Annotated in this window: 27 protein-coding genes; 16 read left to right on the forward strand and 11 right to left on the reverse strand. The window is 45.7% G+C overall.

Features of this window, described 5'->3' with window-relative positions; genetic code table 11:
• Positions 1–111: 111 nt before the first annotated feature.
• Positions 112–1,491 carry a signal recognition particle protein gene (gene ffh / locus LIN98_RS03140; protein ID WP_005539967.1) on the reverse strand — a complete coding sequence of 460 codons (1,380 nt, stop codon included), beginning with the start codon at positions 1,489–1,491 and terminating at the stop codon, positions 112–114.
• 153 nt (positions 1,492–1,644) lie between these two features.
• Here ffh and LIN98_RS03145 point away from each other — a divergent pair, with 153 nt between their 5' ends.
• The 5 genes from LIN98_RS03145 (at position 1,645) to LIN98_RS03165 (ending at position 5,642) form a co-directional block, all read left to right on the forward strand.
• The gene (locus tag LIN98_RS03145) at positions 1,645–2,442 is read left to right on the forward strand and encodes a cytochrome C assembly family protein (protein WP_249856156.1); all 798 of its coding nucleotides are present in this window, start codon (positions 1,645–1,647) and stop codon (positions 2,440–2,442) included.
• A 74-nt stretch (positions 2,443–2,516) separates the two neighbouring features.
• Complete coding sequence (locus LIN98_RS03150) at positions 2,517–3,779, forward strand: HlyC/CorC family transporter (RefSeq protein WP_014167584.1); 1,263 nt, start codon at positions 2,517–2,519, stop codon at positions 3,777–3,779.
• Between the two features lie 174 nt (positions 3,780–3,953).
• Complete coding sequence (gene exbB / locus LIN98_RS03155; protein WP_005538526.1) at positions 3,954–4,424, forward strand: TonB-system energizer ExbB; 471 nt, start codon at positions 3,954–3,956, stop codon at positions 4,422–4,424.
• 3 nt (positions 4,425–4,427) lie between these two features.
• The gene (gene exbD / locus LIN98_RS03160) at positions 4,428–4,874 is read left to right on the forward strand and encodes a TonB system transport protein ExbD (protein ID WP_005550148.1); all 447 of its coding nucleotides are present in this window, start codon (positions 4,428–4,430) and stop codon (positions 4,872–4,874) included.
• A 9-nt stretch (positions 4,875–4,883) separates the two neighbouring features.
• Positions 4,884–5,642, forward strand: coding sequence for an energy transducer TonB (locus LIN98_RS03165; protein WP_005566966.1), 759 nt, complete (start codon positions 4,884–4,886; stop codon positions 5,640–5,642).
• Positions 5,643–6,186: 544 nt separating this feature from the next.
• On the opposite strand, the gene LIN98_RS03170 is transcribed toward LIN98_RS03165, so the two are convergent.
• Entirely contained in the window at positions 6,187–6,417 is a 231-nt protein-coding gene (locus LIN98_RS03170; protein WP_148326237.1) for a recombinase family protein, read from the reverse strand.
• A 611-nt stretch (positions 6,418–7,028) separates the two neighbouring features.
• On the opposite strand from LIN98_RS03170, the gene LIN98_RS03175 reads away from it, so the two are divergent.
• From LIN98_RS03175 to glyS, 10 genes are all read left to right on the forward strand, one after another.
• Positions 7,029–9,449 (forward strand): DMSO/selenate family reductase complex A subunit, encoded by a 2,421-nt coding sequence (locus tag LIN98_RS03175; protein WP_249856157.1) that lies wholly within the window; start codon positions 7,029–7,031, stop codon positions 9,447–9,449.
• A 10-nt stretch (positions 9,450–9,459) separates the two neighbouring features.
• Complete coding sequence (locus LIN98_RS03180; RefSeq protein ID WP_249856158.1) at positions 9,460–10,077, forward strand: DMSO/selenate family reductase complex B subunit; 618 nt, start codon at positions 9,460–9,462, stop codon at positions 10,075–10,077.
• 1 nt (position 10,078) lies between these two features.
• Positions 10,079–10,918 (forward strand): DmsC/YnfH family molybdoenzyme membrane anchor subunit, encoded by an 840-nt coding sequence (locus tag LIN98_RS03185; protein ID WP_005589356.1) that lies wholly within the window; start codon positions 10,079–10,081, stop codon positions 10,916–10,918.
• Between the two features lie 47 nt (positions 10,919–10,965).
• Positions 10,966–11,580: a Tat proofreading chaperone DmsD gene (gene dmsD / locus LIN98_RS03190; protein WP_148326235.1), complete on the forward strand. Its 615-nt coding sequence runs from the start codon at positions 10,966–10,968 to the stop codon at positions 11,578–11,580.
• A gap of 13 nt (positions 11,581–11,593) precedes the next feature.
• Positions 11,594–11,755: a ferredoxin gene (locus tag LIN98_RS03195; RefSeq protein WP_005545066.1), complete on the forward strand. Its 162-nt coding sequence runs from the start codon at positions 11,594–11,596 to the stop codon at positions 11,753–11,755.
• Between the two features lie 191 nt (positions 11,756–11,946).
• Positions 11,947–12,852, forward strand: a complete 906-nt coding sequence (glyQ, locus tag LIN98_RS03200; protein WP_005569909.1) for a glycine--tRNA ligase subunit alpha — start codon at positions 11,947–11,949, stop codon at positions 12,850–12,852.
• 49 nt (positions 12,853–12,901) lie between these two features.
• The gene (locus LIN98_RS03205; protein ID WP_014167580.1) at positions 12,902–13,162 is read left to right on the forward strand and encodes a hypothetical protein; all 261 of its coding nucleotides are present in this window, start codon (positions 12,902–12,904) and stop codon (positions 13,160–13,162) included.
• Positions 13,163–13,329: 167 nt separating this feature from the next.
• Positions 13,330–13,620, forward strand: a complete 291-nt coding sequence (locus LIN98_RS03210) for a nucleotidyltransferase family protein (protein ID WP_005568623.1) — start codon at positions 13,330–13,332, stop codon at positions 13,618–13,620.
• A gap of 90 nt (positions 13,621–13,710) precedes the next feature.
• Positions 13,711–14,415 (forward strand): hypothetical protein, encoded by a 705-nt coding sequence (locus LIN98_RS03215; protein ID WP_005545076.1) that lies wholly within the window; start codon positions 13,711–13,713, stop codon positions 14,413–14,415.
• Between the two features lie 81 nt (positions 14,416–14,496).
• Complete coding sequence (glyS, locus tag LIN98_RS03220) at positions 14,497–16,578, forward strand: glycine--tRNA ligase subunit beta (protein WP_249856159.1); 2,082 nt, start codon at positions 14,497–14,499, stop codon at positions 16,576–16,578.
• Positions 16,579–16,789: 211 nt separating this feature from the next.
• Here the strand turns inward: glyS and hemB are convergent, their stop codons facing one another.
• From hemB to yrfG, 7 genes are all read right to left on the reverse strand, one after another.
• Complete coding sequence (gene hemB / locus LIN98_RS03225; protein ID WP_005545080.1) at positions 16,790–17,812, reverse strand: porphobilinogen synthase; 1,023 nt, start codon at positions 17,810–17,812, stop codon at positions 16,790–16,792.
• Between the two features lie 18 nt (positions 17,813–17,830).
• Positions 17,831–18,595, reverse strand: a complete 765-nt coding sequence (gene tatC / locus LIN98_RS03230) for a twin-arginine translocase subunit TatC (RefSeq protein WP_005545082.1) — start codon at positions 18,593–18,595, stop codon at positions 17,831–17,833.
• A 37-nt stretch (positions 18,596–18,632) separates the two neighbouring features.
• On the reverse strand, positions 18,633–19,295 hold the full coding sequence (tatB, locus tag LIN98_RS03235) for a Sec-independent protein translocase protein TatB (protein WP_005590620.1): 663 nt from the start codon (positions 19,293–19,295) through the stop codon (positions 18,633–18,635).
• A 3-nt stretch (positions 19,296–19,298) separates the two neighbouring features.
• Positions 19,299–19,523 carry a Sec-independent protein translocase subunit TatA gene (tatA, locus tag LIN98_RS03240; protein ID WP_005545087.1) on the reverse strand — a complete coding sequence of 75 codons (225 nt, stop codon included), beginning with the start codon at positions 19,521–19,523 and terminating at the stop codon, positions 19,299–19,301.
• 402 nt (positions 19,524–19,925) lie between these two features.
• The gene (hslO, locus tag LIN98_RS03245) at positions 19,926–20,798 is read right to left on the reverse strand and encodes an Hsp33 family molecular chaperone HslO (RefSeq protein WP_005569993.1); all 873 of its coding nucleotides are present in this window, start codon (positions 20,796–20,798) and stop codon (positions 19,926–19,928) included.
• A 67-nt stretch (positions 20,799–20,865) separates the two neighbouring features.
• On the reverse strand, positions 20,866–21,282 hold the full coding sequence (gene hslR / locus LIN98_RS03250; RefSeq protein ID WP_005569991.1) for a ribosome-associated heat shock protein Hsp15: 417 nt from the start codon (positions 21,280–21,282) through the stop codon (positions 20,866–20,868).
• A gap of 12 nt (positions 21,283–21,294) precedes the next feature.
• Complete coding sequence (yrfG, locus tag LIN98_RS03255) at positions 21,295–21,954, reverse strand: GMP/IMP nucleotidase (protein ID WP_005569990.1); 660 nt, start codon at positions 21,952–21,954, stop codon at positions 21,295–21,297.
• 80 nt (positions 21,955–22,034) lie between these two features.
• On the opposite strand from yrfG, the gene nudE reads away from it, so the two are divergent.
• Complete coding sequence (gene nudE, locus LIN98_RS03260) at positions 22,035–22,583, forward strand: ADP compounds hydrolase NudE (RefSeq protein ID WP_005569988.1); 549 nt, start codon at positions 22,035–22,037, stop codon at positions 22,581–22,583.
• Between the two features lie 4 nt (positions 22,584–22,587).
• Here the strand turns inward: nudE and LIN98_RS10410 are convergent, their stop codons facing one another.
• Positions 22,588–23,469, reverse strand: a complete 882-nt coding sequence (locus tag LIN98_RS10410; RefSeq protein WP_005590616.1) for a cupin domain-containing protein — start codon at positions 23,467–23,469, stop codon at positions 22,588–22,590.
• 69 nt (positions 23,470–23,538) lie between these two features.
• Entirely contained in the window at positions 23,539–24,165 is a 627-nt protein-coding gene (locus tag LIN98_RS03280; RefSeq protein ID WP_014167575.1) for a YkgB family protein, read from the reverse strand.
• Positions 24,166–24,213: the final 48 nt, after the last annotated feature.

The raw sequence follows: 24,213 nt of genomic DNA on the forward strand, positions 1-24,213 counted from the left end.
TCTTTTTATAGCCAGACGTTGTCTGGCTATAACAAAAGTGCGGTCATTCTAAAAAACGTTTTTTAAAATGACCGCACTTTTTTTTGTTTTCATGATGGTTGAGGGTGATGGCTAACGTCTGAACATTCCGCCTAACCCGCCAAGTCCGCCGCCCATTAAGCCTTGCATGCCGCGCATCATTTTCGCCATGCCGCCTTTGCGCATTTTCTTCATCATGCGTTGCATTTCGTCGAATTGTTTGAGCAATTTGTTGACATCTTGCACCTGCGTGCCGGAGCCGAGGGCAATACGGCGGCGGCGGGAGCCTTTGATAATGTCGGGATTGGCGCGTTCTTTTAAGGTCATGGAATTGATGATGGCTTCCAATTTGTTGAACATTTTGTCATCCACTTGATTTTTCACATGATCCGGCAGGTTTTTCGCGCCCGGTAATTTTTCCAGCATGGACATCATACCGCCCATTTTTTTCATTTCGCGTAACTGTTCGCGGAAATCTTCCAAAGTGAAATCATCGCCTTTCTTAAATTTTTGTGCCATTTTTTCCGCTTTTTCGCGGTCAACGGAACGTTCCAAATCTTCAATTAGGGAAAGCACATCACCCATGCCGAGAATGCGTGATGCCACGCGATCGGGATGGAAAGGCTCCAACGCATCGGTTTTTTCGCCCACCCCAAGGAATTTAATCGGTTTGCCGGTAATTTGACGAATGGATAACGCCGCACCGCCGCGGGCGTCACCGTCCACTTTGGTAAGGATTACACCGGTGAGCGGGAGGGCTTCATTAAAGGCTTTTGCCGTATTCGCCGCGTCCTGACCGGTCATGGCGTCCACGGTGAACAGGGTTTCGACAGGGTTTAACGCCGCGTGAACCTGTTTGATTTCGTCCATCATTTCGCCGTCAACGTGCAAGCGACCTGCCGTATCCACGATCAGCACATCGTAGAATTTCAGTTTGGCTTCCGCCAATGCCGCTTTGGCAATCTCCACCGGATTTTGTTTCACGTCAGACGGGAAGAAATCGGCATTTACCGCTTGGGCAAGGGTTTCCAATTGCTTGATCGCCGCAGGGCGATACACGTCGGCAGAGACGACCAACACTTTTTTCTTGTGGCGTTCACGCAAAAATTTTGCCAGTTTCCCTACGCTGGTGGTTTTCCCCGCCCCTTGTAAGCCCGCCATTAAAATCACTGCCGGCGGTTGCGCGGCTAAATTCAGGCTTTCGTTGGCTTCGCCCATCGCCGTTTCCAGTTCGGCTTGGACGATTTTGACGAACTCCTGCCCCGGCGTGAGGCTTTTGTTCACTTCGACACCGATGGCGCGTTCTTTCACTTTATTAATAAAATCACGTACCACCGGAAGCGCCACATCGGCTTCCAGTAACGCCATGCGCACTTCGCGCAGCGTGTCTTTAATGTTATCTTCGGTTAAACGCCCGCGTCCGCTGATGTTGCGCAGGGTTTTGGAAAGACGATCGGATAAATTTTCAAACATAATATTGCCTGTGGTTAAATCGGAAAGAGGTTATCGGTAAAATGCCGTTCATTATACTGAAATTCGGCGCGTTTTCACCCTTGAAATAAAGTGATGGCGATTTTAACCCGATATCGCTAGAATAAAACGCCAACGAAACATGGGATAATATTTATGTGGATTGCTGTTTTATCAATTATTTTTTATTTAATCAGCGTGTTATTTATCACGCCGATGTTATTAACGTCGCAGGTCAATGGCGGGCAAACCCAACCTAAAAAAACGCCATTTTTTCTGACCGCACTTTTCGCCATTATTTGCCATGTTTTCACCACGTTGCCGTTGCTCAATGATCTGGCAAACGGACAAGCCTTTACCCTGATGGAAGTGGCGTCATTGATGAGCGTGATTATCGCCTCATTAGCCACACTTGCCATGTTGCGGGTGAACAGCATGTGGTTTGTGTTGCCAATTGTGTATTGCTTTTCCATGGTTAATAATCTGGTTTGTGCCACTTTTATTCCAAGCCATATTATTCAGCTGTTGAATCAAAACGGTTCCATGTTATTTCATATCGGCTTGTCCATTTTTGCCTACGCGGTATACTGCATCGCCACGCTATACGCCATTCAACTGGGCTGGATTGACCGTCGCTTAAAAGCTAAAAAAATGCACTTTTCGCCGATGGTGCCGCCATTGATGACGGTGGAACGCCATTTTTTCCGTTTATTGGTAAGCGGTGAAATATTGCTGACGCTGACCTTGATTTCCGGCTCCTACCATTTGATGCACGCTATGACGCCCGACAATCTTCATAAAGGAGGATTTTCATTGCTCGGTTGGATTGTATTCGGCATTGCGATTCTGGGGCATAAGAAATACCGCTGGCGTGGAAAAAAGATGATTATTTATGCGATTTCGGGTATGATTTTGCTCACGATTGCTTACTTTGGTAGTCGATTGATTGTGTAAAATCAAAGGATGAGAGAAAAGTGCGGTGAGTTTTTCCCGCATTTTTTATTTTCAATTAATGCAAGGATTTCCCATTGGACAGTATTCCCCTTAGTACGTTATTTATCATTTTAATTGTGTGTTTGGTGCTTTCCGCCTATTTTTCCGGTTCCGAAACCGGGCTACTTTCCTTAAATAAATACCGCCTGCGCTTCTTATCCGAGCAAGGGAATAAAGGCGCGCAAAAAGCGGAAAAACTGTTGGCCAAACCGGATAACCTATTAAGTTTTATCCTTATTTTCAATAATCTTGTTAATGTCAGTGCTTCCGCCATTGCTACCGTGATCGGAATGCGTTTATACGGCGATGCAGGTGTGGCGATTGCCACCGGGCTACTGACCTTCGTTATGCTGATTTTCTCCGAAATTTTTCCAAAAACTGTGGCGGCGATGCACCCGGAAAAAGTGGGCTTGACCACCAGCCATTTATTAATCCCGCTGATCAAAATCTTTTCTCCGTTAGCTTGGGTCATGAACCTGTTCACTAAAACCTTAATGCGTTTGGTAGGCTTAAAACCGGCGCTGAAAAAACAGGTTATCAGCCGTGAAGAATTACGCAGTATCGTCAGCGAAGCGGGCGAAGCCACGCCGGATGAGCAACATCCGCAAATGTTGTTGTCTATTTTAGATATGGATACCGTCACCGTGGACGACATTATGGTACCGCGCAATGAAATCGGCAGTATTGATATTGATGATGATTGGAAGGCGATTATGCGCCAGCTCAACCATGCGGCGCATAACCGCGTGGTGTTATACAAAGGCAGCATGGATGAAAATGTGCTCGGTATATTGCGGGTGCGCGAAGCCTTCCGTTTGTTATTGGAAAAAAATGAGTTCACCAAAGAAACGCTGATTCGTGCCGCCGACAAAGTGTATTTTATTCCGGAAGGGACGCCATTAAAAGCGCAGTTGGCGAATTTCCGCCAACGGAAAGAACGTATCGGTTTAGTGGTAGACGAATATGGTGATATTAAAGGTTTGGTGACACTGGAAGACATTTTGGAAGAAATCGTGGGCGAATTTACCACCTCCAACGCCCCGACTATTGATGAAGAAGTTACTCAACAATCGGACGGTTCCATTATTATTGATGGCTCTGCTAATTTACGCGACTTAAATAAAATGTTTCACTGGAATTTGGATACGGATGAGGCTCGTACATTTAACGGTTTGATTTTAGAGCATTTGGAAGAAATCCCACACGAAGGCACAGTCTGTGAACTTAATGGCTTGCAGGTTACCGTGTTGGAAGTGAGTGAGAATATGATTAAGCGGGCGAAGGTTATTAAATTATAAGAATTTGTGTTTACGTAATCAGAAACGATCAAGTGTTTTTATCGCTTTTTTTAAAAAAAGAAGCGCAGATTTTTTTACAATAAATGAGATTGATTATCAGTTATGGAAGGGGTATGATCTGCCCCCTCTTTCTACTATTTATTTAAACAGATCACATTTAAAAAGGAAAAGCAAATGCCACAAATTTTTGAATTCTTACAAAATTATAGTGACTACATTATTATCGGTTTATTACTGTTTATGAGCGTATTAATGCTCACCATGGTCATCGAACGTTTCTTCTTTTTATCCCGTGTTAAAGTGAGTCAATATTCCACCATTTATGCACTTGAAATTGATTTAAACCGTAACCTCACCATAGTTTCTACTGTGGGAGCAAACGCGCCCTATGTGGGTCTCTTAGGCACGGTTATCGGGATTTTGTTGACCTTCTACCAAATCGGCCAATCCGGTGGTGAAGTAGATGCCGGTGAAATCATGCTGCACTTATCTTTGGCCCTAAAAGCCACCGCACTGGGTATTCTGGTGGCGATTCCTTCCATGATTTTCTATAACGCCTTGGGACGTAAAGTCGAAGTGAACCGTCTGAAGTGGAAAGTACTAAATTCTCAACAACATAAAAAAGAAGAACAGGATAAGGAATAACCCGTGAAAAAGTTTGATGAAATCAACATTATCCCGTTCATTGATATTATGTTGGTGCTACTTGCGATTGTGCTGATTACGGCATCTTTCATTTCCCAGGGGAAAATCCAAGTGAATGTACCGAAAGCCAGTTCTTCCGTCGCATTCAAATCCAATGAGTTGGCAAAATTGTTAACGGTAACGGCAAAAGGTGAATTATATTTCAACGATAAACCTACCAATCTTGAAAGCTTGGAGAGTGAAATCGCCGGTTGGGATAAAAAGCAAAAAGTGACGCTAAAAATTGATTCCGAGGCTTCTTTCCAAGATTTCGTTTCCGTCACCGATTTACTGGCAAAAAATGAAATTAAAGATGTAGCGATTGTGGCAACCAAAGACAACAGTGCGGACAAACCGAGACCTGCCGATGAAAAATCCGCCAAACCTGCAGAGCAGCCGGTCAGCAACTAGGAGAATGTTATGCAAACAGCAAAGCGTTCACTCTTAAGTTTGCTTTTGTCTCTGCTGATTCATGCTGTGATTGTTTATTTGTTGTTTTGGAGTCACGTAAAGAAATCAGATTTCAGCGCCAATAGCGTTGTCGGGGAATTGTCCACCAGCATCTCTATGGAAATGCTGATGGCGCAAGTGGAAGCTGAACCGCCACCGGTAGAAGAAAAAGCGCCGGAACCTGAAAAGCAGGAAGCGGTGGATGATCCGACGGTAAAACCGGAACCGCCGAAAGTTGAAAAACCGAAAGAACCGGAAAAACCAAAAGAGAAGCCGAAAGAAAAGCCAAAGGAAAAACCGAAAGAGAAGCCGAAGCAAAAACCGAGAACTGATGTGCCTGTGGGTGACAAAACGGTAGATTCCAATGCTTCGGTGAATTCTAAAGCCACATCAACCGGTCCGGTGACAACCAATAATCCGAATTTGGCAGGCAGTGGCGCCAGCAGCGATGAAAGAAATGCCTATTTATCGGCAATTCGACGTGAAATTGAGAAACATAAACGCTACCCAACACGTGCCAAAATGATGCGTAAGCAAGGCATTGTGACCGTTTCTTTCTCCATCGGTGCAGATGGTTCCATTAGTGGGGCGAGCATCGTAAAAAGTTCAGGCGCGGAAGATTTGGATAATGCGGCGTTAAGTGCGGTCAATAGCGCCCGCTCTATTGGTCCGCGCCCGGCGGGGATTTCATCTTCAATCAGCGTGCCGATCAGTTTCAAAATTAACTAAGCATCGGCTAATAAAAAGTGCGGTTACTTTTTCAGGTGAATTCGGTATTATGTAGCAGTTGCACAAAGATTTATTAAAAATTCTAAAATCCCTATTAAAATTACATTTGATAGGGGTTTTTTATTGTGATACAAAAGTTCTTGAAGTACGAACCGATTGAGCAATTACTGCTGTTAAAGGCAAAGCAAGAAATACTTGCAAGATAGGTCAATATGTTAACACAGGAAATCAATGAACTCATATCATTCATGCCTGAAGTCCCTCAACCTCCATCGTTGATAACTGCCCTTGCATTGCAAAGGTTTTACAAGAGCATAATGACTACTAGTTGCCTTATTTTGAAATTGCAGAGCCTGATTAGCCTTACGTAGTCATCCACAACTTGTTGAGGTTCATGATAACTATTACCGGGCAATCAAGCGAATTTTATTGCGATTAGAGAAAAAGGACTAGTTGAACGTGAAGGGTTTTATCGGCTTGAGGTTGCTACTTTAATTAGTAATGAGTTTCCATTTGACATCTTTCGGGCTAATTTCATGGTGTTTTATGTAGAAAAAAAGATTAATGCTCCGCGCACGGAATCTTTATGCTCTTTGGTGACTGTGATGTCTTGGTTAGCCATAGGATCCTTGCGTTTTGTAGTGCCTATCGCTTGATTTAATGTAATGAAACCGATTTTGTTTTCTAATAAAAAATCTGCCATTTTTAAGCATTGGCTTAGGCTACTCCCTAGTCTATCGAATTTTGTAACGACAAGTGCATCGTCCTCTCGAATATAATTAAGTAGCTCATTGAGCTGCTCTTCGTTTTTTTTCGGCTTTGCCTGAAAAAAGTTTTATATGACCGAATTTTTGCATTGCCGCTTGCTGTGGACCTCTTTAGCGTTATTTAATGGGATATATGTTGTAAGATTTCAGCAGGAGGGGAAATTGGCATGTTATCTGCTAGAAAGGTCGGCACGCCCAGTACGTTTCCAACAACAAGCAAGATCCGCAGGTTTACCGCTTCGCTGCATTAAGGCTTATAGCCTTAATAATTCACCCTTTTAAAGTGCTCAAGAAACAAACGGTGAAAAGCAAATTTTCAACCAAAGCCCATAGGGGATTTAATTGTGAACAACGAAAAAATTTCAAATATCTCTCAACAAGTAATTACTATTTTAGATATTAAACTTCACGAAACTGAAAACGATCAATTCCTTTTACATTTTGAGGGAAAAGTAAGAGGCATTGTAGTTTATTTTAACTATTGATTTTGATCATGTTTTTGTCAGTTTTTGGGATGCTCGGTTATCTTTTGTGATCGATTTCAAATTCTTTGACTCACCATAAATGGTTAAATGATCACTCCTTGATATTACTAGTAATGTGTATGAGGGGGATAGTTATGAATAATTTTAACCAACTTAGTCGCCGAGATTTTATTAAGTCATCATTGGCAGGTGCTGCCATTATAGCGGCGGATATTGTCCTGCCGTTTAATGTGATGGCGACGAACACATTAAAAAAAGAACAAGAAAGTGTGGAAAAGGTGGTATGGAGCGCCTGTACTGTCAATTGCGGAAGTCGTTGCCCGTTACGTATGCATGTTAAGGATAATCGCATTACCTATGTGGAAACCGATAATACAGGCACGGAAACTTATAATGTGGATCACCAGGTGCGCGCCTGTTTACGTGGGCGTTCTATGCGTCGTCGTGTTTATAATCCCGATCGTTTGAAATATCCGATGAAACGCGTAGGAAAACGTGGTGAAGGCAAGTTCAAACGCATCAGTTGGGATGAAGCTTTAACAGAAATTGCCGATGCCTTGAAACGTAATATTGCAAAATACGGCAATGAATCTATTTATTTGAACTACGGCACCGGTACACTGGGCGGTACCATGACCAAATACTGGCCACCGGCTTCTACTATGGTGGCGCGTTTTATGAACTGTATCGGTGGGTATTTAAACCACTACGGCGATTACAGCACCGCGCAAATTGCTGTGGGGTTAGATTATACCTACGGAGGCGGATGGGCGCTCGGAAACGGGATGGCGGACATCGAAAACACCAAGCTTATCGTACTGTTTGGTAACAATCCCGCCGAGACACGCATGAGCGGCGGTGGCTTGACCTACTGTATCGAACAGGCAAAGCAACGCTCCAACGCCAAAATGATTTTAATTGACCCACGCTATACCGACACAGGCGTCGGGCGTGAAGACGAATGGATTCCGATTCGTCCCGGCACTGATGCGGCACTGGTTTCTGCGCTGGCGTATGTGATGATTACCGAAGATTTGGTGGATCAGCCCTTCCTTGATAAATACTGTGTCGGCTACGATGAAAAAACCTTACCGGAGGGCGCACCGCAAAACGGACATTACAAAGCCTATATTTTGGGGCAGGGCGATGATGGTATAGCCAAAACTCCGGAGTGGGCATCGAAAATCACCGGTATTCCGGTGGATCGTATTATTAAATTAGCCCGTGAAATCGGTAGCACCAAACCGGCATTTATTTCCCAAGGTTGGGGACCACAACGACGCAGTAACGGTGAACTCATTTCCCGCGCCATTGCCATGCTGCCGATTTTAACCGGTAATGTCGGCATTCATGGCGGCAACACCGGCGCACGGGAAAGTGCGTACAGCATTCCGTTTGTGCGAATGCCAACGTTAAAAAATCCGGTGAAAGCCAGTATTCCGATGTTCATGTGGACTGACGCCATTATTCGGGGACCGGAAATGACCGCACTTACCGACGGCATTCGCGGCGTAGATAAACTGTCCGCGCCGATTAAAGTAATCTGGAACTATTCAAGTAACTGCCTTATCAATCAGCACGCGCAAATTAACCGCACTCATGACATTTTGCAGGACGACAGCCAATGCGAAATGGTCATCACCATTGATAATCACATGACTTCCACCGCGAAATACAGCGATATTTTGTTGCCGGATTGCACCACTTCGGAACAAATGGATTTTGCACTGGACGCTTTCGTCTCCAATATGGCGTATGTGATTTTTGCCGACCAAGTGGTTAAACCGTCTTTTGAATGTCGCACGATTTACGATATGTTGAGCGACTTGGCGGACAAAATGGGGGTAAAAGACAAATTCACCGAAGGTCGCACACAGGAAGAATGGCTACGCTATATTTATGCACAATCCCGCGAAAAACTGCCTGAATTACCGACCTTTGAGGAATTCAGACAACAAGGGATTTTCAAAAAGGTGGATCCGAACGGTTTCAAAGTGGCATATAAAGATTTCCGCGACGACCCGGAAGCTCACCCGCTGAAAACACCATCCGGCAAAATTGAAATTTATTCCTCCCGTCTAGCGGAAATCGCCAAAACCTGGAAGCTGGCAGAAGATGAAGTGATTCATCCGTTACCGGTTCATGCGCAAAGCTTCGAGCATTATGGCGATCCGCTCATGGAAAAATACCCGCTACAACTCAGCGGTTTCCATTACAAAGCCCGCACGCACTCCACCTATGGTAATGTGGATGTGTTAAAAGCCGCCAATCCGCAGGAAGTGTGGATGAACCCCATTGATGCGCAACCGCGTGGTATTCAAAACGGCGATCTGATTCGTATTTTTAATGATCGTGGTGAAGTGCGTATTAACGTCAAGGTGACTCCGCGTATTATTCCGGGGGTCGTCGCATTAAGCGAAGGAGCGTGGTATGCACCGGATAAGGATCGCATCGACCATTCCGGTTGTATTAATGTGCTGACCACCCAACGCCCGTCACCACTGGCGAAAGGCAATCCGCAACATTCTAATTTGGTTCAAGTGGAACGCTTGTAGGGGGTGAATTATGGAACAATATGGTTTTTATTTTGATTCGGATCGCTGTACAGGCTGTAAAACTTGCGAATTAGCCTGTAAAGATTACAAAGATTTAGGCACGGAGGTAAATTTCCGTCGTATTTATGAATACACCGGTGGCAACTGGAGCCAACAGCCGGACGGTTGTTGGCTCCAAAACGTGTTTGCTTATTATATGTCCATTTCATGCAATCATTGCGCCGATCCGGCTTGTACCAAGGTTTGCCCGACAGGCGCCATGCAAAAAAATGCAGACGGTTTTGTGATTGTGAATGAAGAAATCTGCATTGGCTGTCGCTATTGCCACATGGCGTGTCCGTATGACGTGCCGCAATTCGACGCGGAAAAAGGTCACATGACCAAATGTGACGGTTGCTATTCGCGTATTAAAGCAGGGCAAAAACCGATTTGCGTGGATGCCTGTCCATTGCGCGCTCTTGATTTTGCACCCATTAAAGAATTGCGCGCTAGGTATGGTGAACAGGTCTCTATTGCACCCTTGCCTCCGGCAGAAGTGACCCATCCGAATTTGGTCGTGAAACCAAACAAAAACGCCCGTCTAAGCGGCGATACCAACGGGTTCTTAGGTAACCCGGGAGAGGTGTAAAATGAACATAGTGATACATGAATTACCGTTGGTGGTATTCACCGTGTTGGCACAAAGTGCGGTCGGTTCCTGGCTTGTTTTTAGCTTCGTGCTTTGCACCAATTTAAATGCGCAGAGCCGTCGTTATGTGCATAAAGTCATGTTTGTGATTCTCGCTTTACTCGGCATCGGCTTTACTGCCTCCATGTTGCACTTAGGTACACCGATCCGCGCGTTTAATTCGCTGAACCGCGTGGGCGAATCTATGATGAGTAATGAAATCGCGTCGGGGGCGTTGTTCTTTGCTATGGCGGGTATGTATTGGTTGCTTGCCATCATGCGCAAAATGCCTCTTGCACTCGACAAACTGTGGCTGGTGATAAGCTCCCTTATCGGTTTGGTTTTTATGGTGATCATGGATCAGGTTTACCACATTCCAAGCGTGCCGACCTGGAACACGCCGATGACCTCCTGCTTGTTCTTTGGCACGGTAGCATTGGGTGGCATCGCGTTAAGTTCCGCGTTGATTATGGCAAACCCGCAACGGACTTATCAACTTAGCGCCCTGCCTTGGTTATTTGCTCTGGCGGTGTTATTCGCCGCCATTGTCGCAGTTTACCAAGGTTTCTCCTTACCACAAATTCACAGCGCTATACAAAATGCCGCCGCCCTCGTGCCGGATTACGCCGCCTTCAGCGCACTACGCTTTTGTTGCTTAGCCCTCGCTGCACTCTTTATTTTCCGCAGTAAAAACATCGGTGTACTCGCATTGGCTGCCATTTTGACGCTGTTTGCCGAAATGTTGGGACGCAATTTGTTTTATGCTGCGCACATGACCCTTGGCATGGCGGTAGGTGGTTAATTGTCGTCAATAACTAAAAAAGTGCGGTCATTTTATCAGGAGTTTTTATGGATAACGGATTAATGCAATGGATTTCCACCACAGGGCGGTTATTGAGCGCGGCGTTTTATTATGCGCCCGATGACGCGCGGGTTGCTTCTGTGTTGTGTTTTTTTGAACGGGAAAATTGGCAGCAGGAATGGGCGCCCTTTGTGGATGAAAAAACGTTGGAAAAAACCACCGCACTGTTTGCCGAAGGTTTACAGCAACCGCTTGCTGAACAATATCAGGCGTTGTTTATCGGCCCGAATGCGCTGCCTGCGCCGCCTTGGGGTTCCGTCTATTTGGATCCGGAGTCGGTGATTTTCGGCAGTTCGTTGTTAGAGCTGCGTGCCTTCCTGCAACGTCATCAAATTGCCTTTCAATCTCATCAAAATGAACCGGAAGATCATCTCGGCCTGATGTTAATGCTGGCGGCATATTTGGCGGAAAATCAACCGCACTTAATGAGGGAGTTTCTCAACCGCCATTTCCTCACTTGGGCGCCGCATTGCTTACAACTGCTTGCTGCTTTGGAGGATTTCCTGTTTTATCGAGGCTTGGCGTTATTGACGTTAGCCACGCTGAAACAATGGCAACAAGCCCTAAATTTAGAGGTACCAACCGTTCGTTTTTATCGTTAACGGAAAGCGCCATATGCCAAAAAAAGAAACCTATTATCAGGCATATTTAAGCCACAACGCCATTTCCCGACGGGGCTTATTCCGCGGTATTTTCGGTGCAGTGGAACATCCGCCCGTGGAAAACCAACGTGCGGCAAATCACCCGCCGTTTGCTGCGCGGGAAGATTTATTTTGACCGTATGTAACGGCTGCGACGAATGCAAAATCGCTTGTTCTGTATAGGTGATTCGGCTGGCGCTCACATAAAGTGCGGTTGGAAATCCAAGTGTTTTCCCCACCGCACTTTTTTCCGCCTTTCCTTTATCCCGCCTTGTGTTTTCAGTATAATGGCACGCATTTTCCACCCTTCAATTCGTAGAACTGATTATGACAACATTTAATGTAAAAACTTTTCAAGGCATGATTCTTGCCTTACAGGAATACTGGGCGAACCAAGGTTGTACGGTGGTGCAGCCGTTTGATATGGAATTGGGCGCGGGCACTTCGCACCCGATGACGGCACTTCGCGCGTTAGGGCCGGAACCGATGGCGTTTGCCTATGTGCAGCCTTCACGCCGTCCGACAGACGGTCGTTATGGCGAAAATCCGAACCGTTTGCAACATTATTATCAATTCCAGGTGGTGATCAAACCTTCACCGGACAACATTCAGGAACTGTATTTGGATTCCTTAAAAATGCTCGGTTTCGACCCGACCCAGAACGACATTCGTTTTGTGGAAGACAACTGGGAAAACCCGACGCTGGGTGCGTGGGGCTTGGGCTGGGAAGTGTGGCTGAACGGTATGGAAGTGACCCAATTCACCTATTTCCAACAGGTGGGCGGCTTGGAATGTAAACCGGTGACCGGCGAAATCACTTACGGCTTGGAACGTTTGGCGATGTACATTCAGGGCGTAGACAGCGTGTATGATTTGGTGTGGTCAGACGGTCCGCTCGGCAAAACCACTTACGGCGACGTGTTCCATCAAAACGAAGTGGAACAATCCACCTACAACTTTGAATATGCCGACACCGATTTCTTGTTCTACTGTTTCGATCAATACGAAAAAGAAGCGCAAAGCCTGTTAGCATTGGAAAAACCGCTGCCGTTGCCGGCGTATGAGCGCATTTTGAAAGCGGCGCACAGCTTTAACTTATTGGACGCACGCAAAGCCATTTCCGTAACCGAACGTCAACGTTACATTTTACGCATTCGTGCGCTCACCAAAGGCGTGGCGGAAGCCTATTACGCCAGCCGCGAAGCCTTGGGGTTCCCGGGGTGTAAGAAGTAGTTGGCAAAAGTGCGGTGAAAATCTACCGCACTTTTTAATGGAGTTCATGATGAAACCGATTCTTTATTATGCCGAAAAATGCCCTGACACCGCGCCTTTTGTGGCAGAACTGAAACGCTTGGGCGTAGAATATGACGAAGTGGAAGTGATGTCTTCCATCCCGAATTTAAAACAGTGGCTGCGTTTGCGTGATAACAACGCCGCGTTTGATACCGTCAAAGCGAAAGGCAATGCGGGCTTTCCCGCGCTGTTATTGGAAGACGGGCGGGTCATTCTGACAGAAAGCGAACTGCGCGACATTTTCGCTTAAAAAATACCTGGAAAACTGACCGTACTTTACAAGGAAAGTTATGTCGCTGATGACCACAGAAAATACCTTTACAACAGAAATCATCGAGCTTGTTCACAATACGAAACAGCGCATGGCTGTAGCGGTGAAAAAGAAGAGAGAATGATTTTTAAAATAAGAAGAGAAAAATGAAACCATCACAAAAACTGCGACTTAACCGAGAGAAAGTGAAAGCGCTTTCTGTTCGGTTTCATTTTTCAAATTCGAGAGTATTCGGTTCGGTATTAACGCAGCAAGACACGGAGCAAAGTGATTTAGATTTACTGGTTGAACCCTCCGTGAAAACCACCTTATTTGATTATTGCGGTTTAAAAGAAGAATTAGAAACCTTGCTTGGCGTCAAAGTGGATTTGTTAACACCACGCAGTTTACCTGAAAAATTTAGAGATCATATTTTGCAAACGGCACAATCGATATGAACGAAGGAACAAAGTGAGAAACAATTTTTATGTAACCCTACGAAAAATACTTAAAAGAAAACGCTCAAAAACTTCGTTGAGAAAAAATATATGCAGAATGATGATTTAGACGAAAATAATACAGATAAACTAATTTCACTTACAAATTCTATTTTAGGAGAATTTCCTGGTGGTTCTATTGTAAGTGGAATTATTAACAAGTTAGTATCAAATCAACGTCAAGACAGAATAACTAAATATATTAGAGAACTAGAAAAAAGAATATCTAATTTAGAATGTTTGATAGGTTCAGAAGCTGAAAAATTATCTAAATATATAGCATTGTTTGAAGATGGTTTATTCTACGCTTTTCGAGCTGCTAGTGAAAAGCGTCTTGAGCATATTGCCTCTATAGTGGCGAATGGATTAAATAAAGAACAAGTACAAATATCTCAATCTATCCATTTACTCAATTTACTATCAGACTTAAATGATGAAGAGATTATTTGGTTAAGATTTTATTTACACCCAACACTGGGTGGTGATGAGGAATTTAGAGATAAACATAAGAGTACCTTAACTCTAGCTAGAAATTATATTGGAGCTTCAGAAGAAGAGGCTAATAAATCTGCTATTCAAGAGAGCTATAAAGAGCATTTAGAAAGATTAGGTTTAATAAAAACTAAATTTAATATAGATAGAAATACGAATATGCCTATTTATGATAAATCATCAGGAAAACCTAAAGGTTCTAGATATATAACTCATTTAGGAAAAATGTTGCTTAAAGAGATTGGTTTTTCTGAAGTACCATAGTTCGTAGTTGTGCGTGTAAACGCATTACAAAATTTAAAATTAAAATGGTGGAATCATGCACACCTTACAAGAGAAAACAAAATGACAACCCAAAACTTCCTAGTAGAAATCGGTACGGAAGAGCTGCCGCCAAAAGCTCTGAAAACATTAGCCACGGCCTTTGCGGATAACGTACAGGCGGAATTGAACCAAGCGGGGCTGGCGTTCGACAAAATCGAATGGTTTGCGGCACCGCGTCGTTTGGCGGTGAAGGTGTTAGCGCTTGCCACACAGCAGCCGGGCAAAGAAATTGAAAAGCGTGGGCCTGCGGTGTCAGCGGCGTTTGATGCGGAAGGCAATCCGACCAAAGCGGCAGAAGGCTGGGCGCGTGGTTGCGGGATTACCGTGGATCAAGCGGAACGCCTTGCCACCGACAAAGGCGAATGGCTGGTTCACCGTGCGAAAATCGAGGGTCAGCCGACCAAAAACTTGCTGGCGGATATCGTGGCGAACGCTTTGGCGAAATTGCCAATTCCGAAACCAATGCGTTGGGCGGACAAAACCGTGCAATTCATTCGTCCTGTTCACACGGTGACGATGTTGCTTGGCGATGAATTAATCGAAGGCGAAATTTTAGGCGTGGCAAGCGGTCGCACGATTCGTGGTCACCGTTTCTTAGGCGAGCGTGAATTTGAAATTCAACACGCGGATCAATACCCACAACTGTTGCGTGAAAAAGGATCTGTGGTAGCTGATTTCAACGAGCGTAAAGCGGAAATTTTGGCAAAATCTCAAGCAAAAGCGACCGCACTTGGCGGTGTGGCAGACATTGAAGAAAGCCTGTTGGAAGAAGTGACTTCATTGGTGGAATACCCGAATGTGTTGGCGGCGAAATTTGAAGAACGTTTCCTTGCCGTGCCTGCGGAAGCCTTGGTTTACACCATGAAAGGCGACCAAAAATACTTCCCGCTATACAAAAAAACAGAAGGCGACAAAGACGGCAAATTATTACCGCACTTTATCTTCGTATCGAACATCAACCCTGATGATCCAAGTGCGATTATCGAAGGCAACGAAAAAGTGGTTCGCCCTCGTTTAACCGACGCGGAATTCTTCTTCAAAACCGACTTAAAACAAAAATTAGTGGATCGCTTACCGCGCTTGGAAACTGTGTTGTTCCAACAACAACTTGGCACATTGCGTGATAAAACCGACCGCATCGAACAACTTGCGGGTGCAATCGCCAAACAAATCGGTGCCGACGAAGCGAAAGCAAAACGTGCGGGCTTGCTGTCAAAATGCGATTTGATGACCAATATGGTGTTTGAATTCACCGACACCCAAGGCGTAATGGGTATGCACTATGCCCGTCACGACGGCGAAGATGAAGAAGTGGCAGTGGCGTTGAATGAACAATATATGCCGCGTTTCGCAGGGGATGAATTGCCGAAATCGTTGGTGGCAAGTGCGGTGGCATTAGCCGATAAATTCGACACCCTCACAGGAATTTTTGGGATCGGACAAGCGCCGAAAGGCAGTGCCGACCCATTCGCTTTACGCCGTGCCGCATTGGGCGCGTTACGCATTATTGTTGAGAAAAACCTACCGCTTGATTTGGAAGATTTAGTGCAAAAATCAGCCGCACTTTTCGGCGATAAACTCACCAACAAAAATGTGGTTGCCGACGTGGTGGACTTTATGCTCGGTCGTTTCCGTGCGTGGTATCAAGACGAAGGCATTGCGGTGGACGTCATCCAAGCCGTGCTTGCCCGTCGCCCAACCCGCCCTGCGGATTTTGACGCCCGCGTGCGTGCCGTATCGCATTTCCGCACCTTAGATTCTGCAGAAGCCTTAGCCGCAGCAAACAAACGCGTGGCGAACATTCTTGCCAAAGCAGATGTTGCAATCGGTGAGATTAATTTGATCGCCTGCGTTGAGTCGGCAGAAAAAAACCTCGCCGAAGCCGTGCTTGTGTTACAAACGGAAGTGCAACCACTTATCGCGAAAGGCGAATACACCGCCGTGTTGGATAAACTCTCGAACTTACGTACTCCGGTGGATAACTTCTTCGACAACGTGATGGTGAACGCAGAAGATCCAACACTCCGCCAAAACCGCTTGGCGATTTTGAATACGCTACAAGGTTTATTCTTACAGGTGGCGGATATTTCGTTGTTGCAATAAAGCCAAAAGTGTGACAATGCAAGACGGTTGCTGAGCTTGTCGAAGCATGAATCTTGCGTCGTTCTTAGTTAAAATCACTTATGGTTCGACAAGTTCACCGATCGTGATTTCAGGTTGAGGGACTAAAAAACGCCGTCAATTCTGACCGCACTTTTCACATAAATAAAAAGCCGAATAACATATTCGGCTTTTCGTTTTTATGTTATCGGAACTATTTATTTTTCCCTTCCAAGTACAACCATTCCGCCACTTGTTTGGCGAAGTAAGTCAGAATGCCGTCGGCGCCGGCGCGTTTGAAGCAAAGTAGCGATTCCATGATGCACTCTTTTTCTTTCAGCCAACCGTTTTGAATGGCTGCCATGTGCATGGCGTATTCGCCGGAGACTTGGTAGGCGAAGGTCGGCACGCCGAATTGTTGTTTCACGCGATAGACCAAATCCAAATACGGCATGCCCGGTTTGACCATCACCATATCGGCGCCTTCTTCCAAGTCTAACGCCACTTCCTGCAAGCCTTCGTCGCTATTGGCGGGATCAAGTTGATAGGTTTTTTTATCGCCACCTTTTAAATTACCGGAAGAACCCACCGCGTCGCGGAACGGGCCGTAATAGTTGGAGGCATATTTGGCGGAGTATGCCATGATGAGGGTATTGATAAAGCCGTTTTCTTCCAGCGCGTGGCGGATTCTGCCGATTCGACCGTCCATCATGTCGCTTGGCGCTACCACATCGGCGCCGGCTTCCGCGTGGGAAAGGGCTTGTTTGATTAACACTTCGGTGGTGATGTCGTTCAGTACATAGCTGTCCTCGTCGATAATGCCGTCTTGCCCGTGCACGGTGTAAGGGTCAAGTGCCACATCGGTTAATACGCCCAGTTCGGGATAAGCGGCTTTTAAGGCTCTTACCGCGCGTTGCACCAAGCCGTTCGGATTATAGGCTTCTTCCGCCATGAGGGATTTTTTGGTTTGCTCCACCACAGGGAACAGGGCGATGACCGGCACACCGTATTTCACCAATAATCCCGCTTCAATTAACAACTGATCAAGGGTTAAACGTTCTACATTCGGCATGGAAGGCACGGCTTCGCGGTGATTTTCGCCTTCAATAATAAACACGGGATAAATCAGATCGTCAACGGTCAGTTTGTGTTCCGCCATCAAGCGGCGACTAAAGTCCTGTTTACGCATGCGGCGTAAACGGCGGGTGGGAAAACCGGTGAAAATTTGTTGCGTCATATTCTCTCCTGAATCTTATTATTGCTTTGCGCTGTCGCTTTCATTTTGCGTCTCGTCATCTTCGCGTGGACGGTAGAAACGGGCGCATAGCACACCCACTTCAAATAACAAGCACATCGGGGCAGCGAGTAAGGTTTGTGAAAATACGTCCGGCGGAGTCAGAAGCATACCGATAAAGAAAGCGGCTACGATAATATACGGACGTTTGGATCTTAAATCTTCCGGTGTAGTCACACCCGTCCAGCACAGTAAAATAATCGCCACCGGCACTTCAAAACAAACGCCGAAAGCGAGGAACAGGGTGAGCACGAAATCCAGATAACTGCTGATGTCCGTGGCAATAGCGACGCCTTCCGGCGCGGTCTTGGTTAGGAAACTGAACACCAGCGGGAACACCACATAATAAGCAAATGCCACGCCTAAATAAAAAAGCACGGTGCTGGAAAAGAGCAGCGGATAAATCAGGCGTTTTTCGTGTTGATATAATGCCGGCGCTACAAACGCCCAGATTTGATAAAGCAAATAAGGCACGGAAATAAAAACGGCAACCACACCGGTGAGTTTAATCGGGGTAAAAAACGGCGTGGCGATGTTGGTGGCAATCATGCTGGAACCGTTCGGCAGGTTCGCTGTCAGCGGTGCCGCCACAAAATTATAAATTTCGTTAGAAAAGTAAACTAGTGCAACAAACACCACGGCGACGAAAATAATGCTGCGTAATAAGCGAGTGCGTAGTTCTACCAAGTGAGTGATGAGGGGTTGAGTATCGTCAACGCTGGTCATAAGTTATCCTGATGTGAGGCTATCCCGCAAAGCACGGTTAACTTTTCTCTGAGACTTTGGCCAAATGTGCCGATGCCGTATTAGCCGGCAGCGGATTGTCCGGATCGTATTGATTGATGTAATGGGCGAGTTTTTCGTCCAGTTCGATTTCTTCCTGTTCCGCCAGCTCCGCCGGGGAAAGTGCGGTCGTTTTTTCCGTTGTTTTTGTGGCAGCGAGGGCTTCCTTTTGTGGCTCGGCATAATCTTCCACATCAAGAATATCGTAATTAGCCATTGGGTTGTATTGGTCTGTGCCAGGATGAAGGTTGTCATTTTCACCGCCGTTTTCCACCGCACTTTTCGTTGCCTGCGCCTGTTTCAGTTGAACCACCTGATCCTGAAAAGTGGTGTTGGTGTCGTTGTCTTTTTGCTCCAACTCGGCACGCAATTTATCGGCGGAGGCTTTCAGTTCTTCAACGGTGTTACCCAATTCCGGTGACAAGGCTTTCAGGTTCAGGCTTTCCGCTTTTTTGATACTTTCTTGCAATTCCTGCAATTTGAGTTCCTGTTTCAGCTCGTTTTGCACGTTCGCCGCCAAGCCACGAATGGTACGCACCCAGCTCATCACGGTGCGAATCGCCACCGGTAAACGTTGTGGGCCTAGCACCACTAAGCCCACAATGCACACCAATACGATTTCGGAAAAGCCAATATCAAACATGGATTAAGCCTGTTCTTTCTCTTTATTTTTTTCTTGTTCCGGTTGTGCGTTTTGTTCTACTTTACTAAACGTCGCATCTTCCGGTTTATTTTCTTCGTTCATGGCTTTTTTGAAGCCTTTCACAGACTCACCTAAGTCTGTGCCCAAGGTGCGCAATTTTTTCGTACCGAACAGCAACACGATAATTAAGACCAAAATCGCTAATTGCCAAATGCTAATGCCGCCCATAAAAACCTCGTTATTCTGTCTAAAATTGATAAGTAAAAACGTGCCTGACTATACCCGTTTTGCACGGTTTGAACAATAGCCAGGGTTGATTATTTTTACATTTCTTGATTTAGTTCATATCACCCTTACGCCATAGTGGGCAAGGGCTAACGTAACAATAAACCGAGCAGCTAAATCACAAAAGCAAGTGAAAAAAGCACCGCACTTACCCAGTCCGGCTGCCGCAAGATAGAAAAAGATGCTACGGCACCGATGACACGCTGTTGTAACACATCCATGACGTTTTCCGGCAGCTCGGCAAAATGCTCACGCCAGTAAGGCAGTTTTTGTTTGTCTACAGCAACGATATTGCATAAAAATTGACCGTACTTTGCTTAACCGGATTAGAATTCGGCGTTAACCTTAAGAAGCCGATTGCTTCAACTTCTCAATCGCCTCTTTATTGAACAAATAATGAGTGCCGCAGCATTCGCATTGCATATCGATGGTGCCTTGGTGTTCTGCCAGAATTTGTTCGATTTCTCCTTCGGAAATCAATAACAGCGCGGCGCCGGAACGTTCTTGCGAGCAACCACAGTGGAAGCTTACTGTTTGCGGCAGGAAGAGTTCGACGCTTTCTTCGTGATATAAACGGTATAACAATTCTTCCGCCGTTAAACCGAAAATTTCTTCTTCTTTAATGGTTGCCGTTAGCGTTGCCAAATGTTCGAAATCTTCCGGTGAACCGGAACCGTCCGGCACGATTTGCAACAACACGCCCGCGCTGACCGGTCTGCCGTCATATTCGCCGGTGCGAATGATGAGCTGGGTTTGTAGCTGTTCGGAGCGCATGAAATAATCTTCCAAACATTCGCTGATAGTCGGTTTGTCCAACGGTACAATGCCTTGATAACGTTCGCCTTCTTTTGGTGCAATAGTAATCACCAATACGCCTTTGCCGATCATTTGATGCAGGCTCATGCTGTTGTCAATGTCGCTTTGTAAGCGGGCAAGGGCGCGGATTTGTTGTTGGTTATTGCCATTTACAAGCGCCAATTTTAACGGACCGTCGCCCTGAATTTGCACGGTGATGTCGCCGTTAAATTTTAAGATGGCGGTGAGTAAGGCGGTGGCGACCATCATTTCGCCCAGTAAGTTTCGTACCGCTTGGGGATAATGATGGGTGTTTAAGGTGTCGTTGAAAGTTTGATTTAAACGCACCCATTCGCCACGCACGGCGCGATCTTTGAACAGGTAGCGATAAAGTTGGTCATTGTCTTGAGTATAATTTGTCATCTTTATTGTTCCTAAATGAATCATGTTCGCCAAATGTGAGGGCGTTTGCGCCGATTACAAGGCGCGCTTATTCTTGGTTGCGGTGTTTGAATTTAAGCAGATCGCGGCGTTCTTTTTTATCGGGACGGCGATCGGGGTGGGGCATGGAAAGGGAGTTCATTTTACGCGCCATGGCGAGTTTTTCGCGGTTGGCAACACTTTGTTCTGTTTCACGATAGAGCAGTTGCGCTTCCGCTGCACCGCGTCGTTGGGTGGATAACGCCAGCACGGTGATTTCTTTTTCTTCGCTGCCTTGACGTAATTTTAAGGTTGCGCCCACTTCCACGATTTTATTCGGTTTGCTGCGTTGACCGTTGTAATGCACTTTGCCGCCGTCAATCATCTCTTTGGCGAGGGTACGGGTTTTATAAAAACGCGCTGCCCACAGCCATTTGTCTAAGCGAACTGCGTCTTTTTCATCGGTTGTTTGCTGATGTTTTGCCATGTCGCTGCTCCGTTACAGTAAAGTGCGGTAGTTTTTGATGGAGAAATGCCGCGCGAAGGATTTATCCGCTAGAGTGCTGTCGGGATTTTCCACGCCGATGGTATAAGCGATGCCGAACTGTTTGGCGCTGTCTAATACCGGCTCCGTGTCGTCAATAAATAGGGTTCTGCCGGGATCAAAAGGCGTGAACTGTTGCAGGCGATGCCACAGGGATTGTTCCACTTTCGGCGCGTTAAACTGATGGCTGGATAAAAGCAGATCAAAGTGCGGTGCTAAATCGCAGTGTTTTAGCTTTTCCTGCAAACTGAACGGGTGGCTGTCGGTGAGCAAAATCAGCTTTTTGCGCCGTTCGCGGGCGGCTTGTAAAAACGGGTAAACATCCGACCGCACTTTGATGTAGTCGCGCTGTTGTTGTAATAGTTCGCGCAACGGCAAATCCAGATTTTCCGCCCAAAAATCAATGCAATACCATTGCATACTGAATTTTAGCTGTTGATAACGGCGATGAATCAGCTCGCGGCTTTGTTCCACGGAGACCTTAAATTTATCGGCATACGCCTGCGGAACGATATTTTTCCAGAAGCGGTGATCGAAATAAAGATCAATCAGCGTTCCGTCCAAATCCAGAATTACGGTATCAATTGCCTGCCAGTTAAATTTTTGTTGATTCATTCCGTTGCGGTCCCTTTTCTTTGTGAAAATAGTGGGGTATGGTATCGCTATTTCAGCTGTTTGTAAAACAAGGGAAGGCGATGACAACGTTACAAAAACCACAAATTCTAAATATAAAAACCGTAGCAAAATCAACAAGTTTTGAAATTCAGTCGGTAGATTTGAAATTCGCCAACGGGGAGCACCGCACTTATGAACGTTTTCGTCCCGGAAAGTATGCGGCGGTGATGGTGGTGGCTATTGACGGCGAGGATTTATTGTTGGTGCGTGAATATGCCGTGGGGACGGAACGTTATGAACTGGGGTTTGTGAAAGGCAGAATGGACGCGGGCGAAACGCCGGAACAGAGTGCCAATCGGGAATTGCAGGAAGAAATCGGCTTGGCGGCGAAATCCTGGGTGCATTTGCGCACCATTAATATGTCCGTGGGGTTCATGAATAACCCGATGCACATTTTACTGGCGCAGGATTTTTATCCGAGCAAACTGGAAGGCGACGAGCCGGAGCCGTTGGAAATGGTACGCATACCATTGGCTAAAATCGACGATTTGTTAGCGGATCCGGAATTTAATGAAGAGAAAAATCTGACCGCACTTTATCTGGTGAGGGATTATTTACAACGGAAATAACATCTCACATTGCACGATATTTCCCCGGGGAAATGCCGTAATAGGATTTAAAGACTTTCGTAAAATGCGTGTCCGATTGATAACCCACTTCCGAAGCAATCACGAAAATGGGTTTTTGGGTGTTTTTCAGTAATACGCCGGCAATGTTCATTCTTATGATGGTCAGAAATTTACCGGGCGGAATCCCGGTTTTTTGTTTGAATGCGCGGATGAAGTTGGCACGCGACATAGCACAACTTTCCGCTAAGGCTTCCATGCTCCAACTTTTTTTAGGCGTTTCCACCATAGCATTTACCGCATTTTTTAAACGTTTATCCTGCAAAGCGCCGAGAATGCCTTGGTTGACTTGATGATGTTGCAGATAATCTCTGATCAGGTAAGTAAAGAGAATATTGCATAGCGCGTTGACCACCACTTTGTTGCCTAAATTTTCCTCAGTTTCTTTGCGAAGGAGCTCCAGCAACGCCATGATGGCGGAGTTATTGCTTGAAAGATACCAATGGGGCAAGTTAAAAAGCAGGTTTTGGGCAAGATTGAGATAACGGAAATAACCGCAGAGCATTTCAAAATCATCGGATTCGCTTGTGCTGTTACGATGCAATGTGAATGCGCCCTGCGTGGTTTCGGTAATCGGGCTTTCTGTTCCCGCGCCGTGATAAAGGCTATGTTCCTCACCATAAGGCAGGAAGATTACATCGCCCGGTTTTAGATGGCAGGTTTGATTTTTCAGCCGAATCTGACATTCGCCGCGTGACACAATGTGAAATTTGCCGATTAAATTGGGTTCCTGCTTGTGATGAATCAGCCAGTCTCCCCGGAAACGGCAGAGGATATTGATTTCTCCCTCAATGCCCGATAATCGGATAAGCTGATCTAAATAGTCCATATTTCAATGTTTGCCCTGATTAAACGAAGAAGCCTATCACAAGGTGATAAGCTTCAGCCAGATTTACAATTAGACGGATTGTTTCGCCTTTAGCCATCGATTAGCGCATTCGGCGGCAGCAACCAATCCTCCTGCCATCATGATAATATCTTTAATAACCAGCCGCCCTGCCGCAGATAAATAAGGGAAACCATAATTCGGCGTTGGTAAATCACCACCCAAATTAGGCACCCAGGTTTCCGGTGTGAAAATAAGGAACGACAAGGTAACGATGGACATCCCGAACGTGAGCAACCCGCCAAATAAGCCCAATGTCGGCGACCAGATACCGGCTAAGGTTAATAAACCAATGGTTACAATCATTGCACCGATAATATAAGAGGCGGTGTAAGTGCCGTTCGCTTTATGCCATTCAATATTTTTCACCACCATTTTACCCTCCGGATTTTTATAAAGGGTATATTCTTTCACCAGCTCGCCTTTGTCATTTTGTACTAAATTCGATCCGTTTTTGTACAAGAAACCTAAAAACGGACTATTAGATACAAAATGCGCAATGCCGTCAGCTTCATATTGACAGACTTTTAAGCCACCAATCCAGACCATTACGATACAAATGGCAATGCGTACAAAATTAATAAATTGGCGTTGCATCGGTGCAACAATTTTAGCAAGTAATTCAATGAATGCATTCATTTTTAGCCTCACGGAAATTCATAATTAAGTGGATGATACGAAACCTTT

This window comes from Aggregatibacter actinomycetemcomitans (assembly GCF_023518055.1).
GTDB classification, from domain to species: domain Bacteria; phylum Pseudomonadota; class Gammaproteobacteria; order Enterobacterales; family Pasteurellaceae; genus Aggregatibacter; species Aggregatibacter actinomycetemcomitans.

Coding starts and splice junctions, on each gene's coding strand:
- LIN98_RS03205 (WP_014167580.1), top strand. CDS start 12,902: ATGAAACCGATTCTTTATTATGCCGAAAAATGCCCTGACACCGCGCCT.
- LIN98_RS10410 (WP_005590616.1), bottom strand. CDS start 23,469: ATGGACTATTTAGATCAGCTTATCCGATTATCGGGCATTGAGGGAGAA.
- LIN98_RS03180 (WP_249856158.1), top strand. CDS start 9,460: ATGGAACAATATGGTTTTTATTTTGATTCGGATCGCTGTACAGGCTGT.
- tatC (WP_005545082.1), bottom strand. CDS start 18,595: ATGACCAGCGTTGACGATACTCAACCCCTCATCACTCACTTGGTAGAA.
- LIN98_RS03280 (WP_014167575.1), bottom strand. CDS start 24,165: ATGAATGCATTCATTGAATTACTTGCTAAAATTGTTGCACCGATGCAA.
- LIN98_RS03145 (WP_249856156.1), top strand. CDS start 1,645: ATGTGGATTGCTGTTTTATCAATTATTTTTTATTTAATCAGCGTGTTA.
- glyQ (WP_005569909.1), top strand. CDS start 11,947: ATGACAACATTTAATGTAAAAACTTTTCAAGGCATGATTCTTGCCTTA.
- yrfG (WP_005569990.1), bottom strand. CDS start 21,954: ATGAATCAACAAAAATTTAACTGGCAGGCAATTGATACCGTAATTCTG.
- LIN98_RS03165 (WP_005566966.1), top strand. CDS start 4,884: ATGCAAACAGCAAAGCGTTCACTCTTAAGTTTGCTTTTGTCTCTGCTG.
- glyS (WP_249856159.1), top strand. CDS start 14,497: ATGACAACCCAAAACTTCCTAGTAGAAATCGGTACGGAAGAGCTGCCG.
- LIN98_RS03195 (WP_005545066.1), top strand. CDS start 11,594: ATGCCAAAAAAAGAAACCTATTATCAGGCATATTTAAGCCACAACGCC.
- hslO (WP_005569993.1), bottom strand. CDS start 20,798: ATGACAAATTATACTCAAGACAATGACCAACTTTATCGCTACCTGTTC.
- dmsD (WP_148326235.1), top strand. CDS start 10,966: ATGGATAACGGATTAATGCAATGGATTTCCACCACAGGGCGGTTATTG.
- LIN98_RS03175 (WP_249856157.1), top strand. CDS start 7,029: ATGAATAATTTTAACCAACTTAGTCGCCGAGATTTTATTAAGTCATCA.
- exbB (WP_005538526.1), top strand. CDS start 3,954: ATGCCACAAATTTTTGAATTCTTACAAAATTATAGTGACTACATTATT.
- hemB (WP_005545080.1), bottom strand. CDS start 17,812: ATGACGCAACAAATTTTCACCGGTTTTCCCACCCGCCGTTTACGCCGC.
- LIN98_RS03215 (WP_005545076.1), top strand. CDS start 13,711: ATGCAGAATGATGATTTAGACGAAAATAATACAGATAAACTAATTTCA.
- LIN98_RS03185 (WP_005589356.1), top strand. CDS start 10,079: ATGAACATAGTGATACATGAATTACCGTTGGTGGTATTCACCGTGTTG.
- nudE (WP_005569988.1), top strand. CDS start 22,035: ATGACAACGTTACAAAAACCACAAATTCTAAATATAAAAACCGTAGCA.
- hslR (WP_005569991.1), bottom strand. CDS start 21,282: ATGGCAAAACATCAGCAAACAACCGATGAAAAAGACGCAGTTCGCTTA.
- tatA (WP_005545087.1), bottom strand. CDS start 19,523: ATGGGCGGCATTAGCATTTGGCAATTAGCGATTTTGGTCTTAATTATC.
- LIN98_RS03210 (WP_005568623.1), top strand. CDS start 13,330: ATGAAACCATCACAAAAACTGCGACTTAACCGAGAGAAAGTGAAAGCG.
- tatB (WP_005590620.1), bottom strand. CDS start 19,295: ATGTTTGATATTGGCTTTTCCGAAATCGTATTGGTGTGCATTGTGGGC.
- ffh (WP_005539967.1), bottom strand. CDS start 1,491: ATGTTTGAAAATTTATCCGATCGTCTTTCCAAAACCCTGCGCAACATC.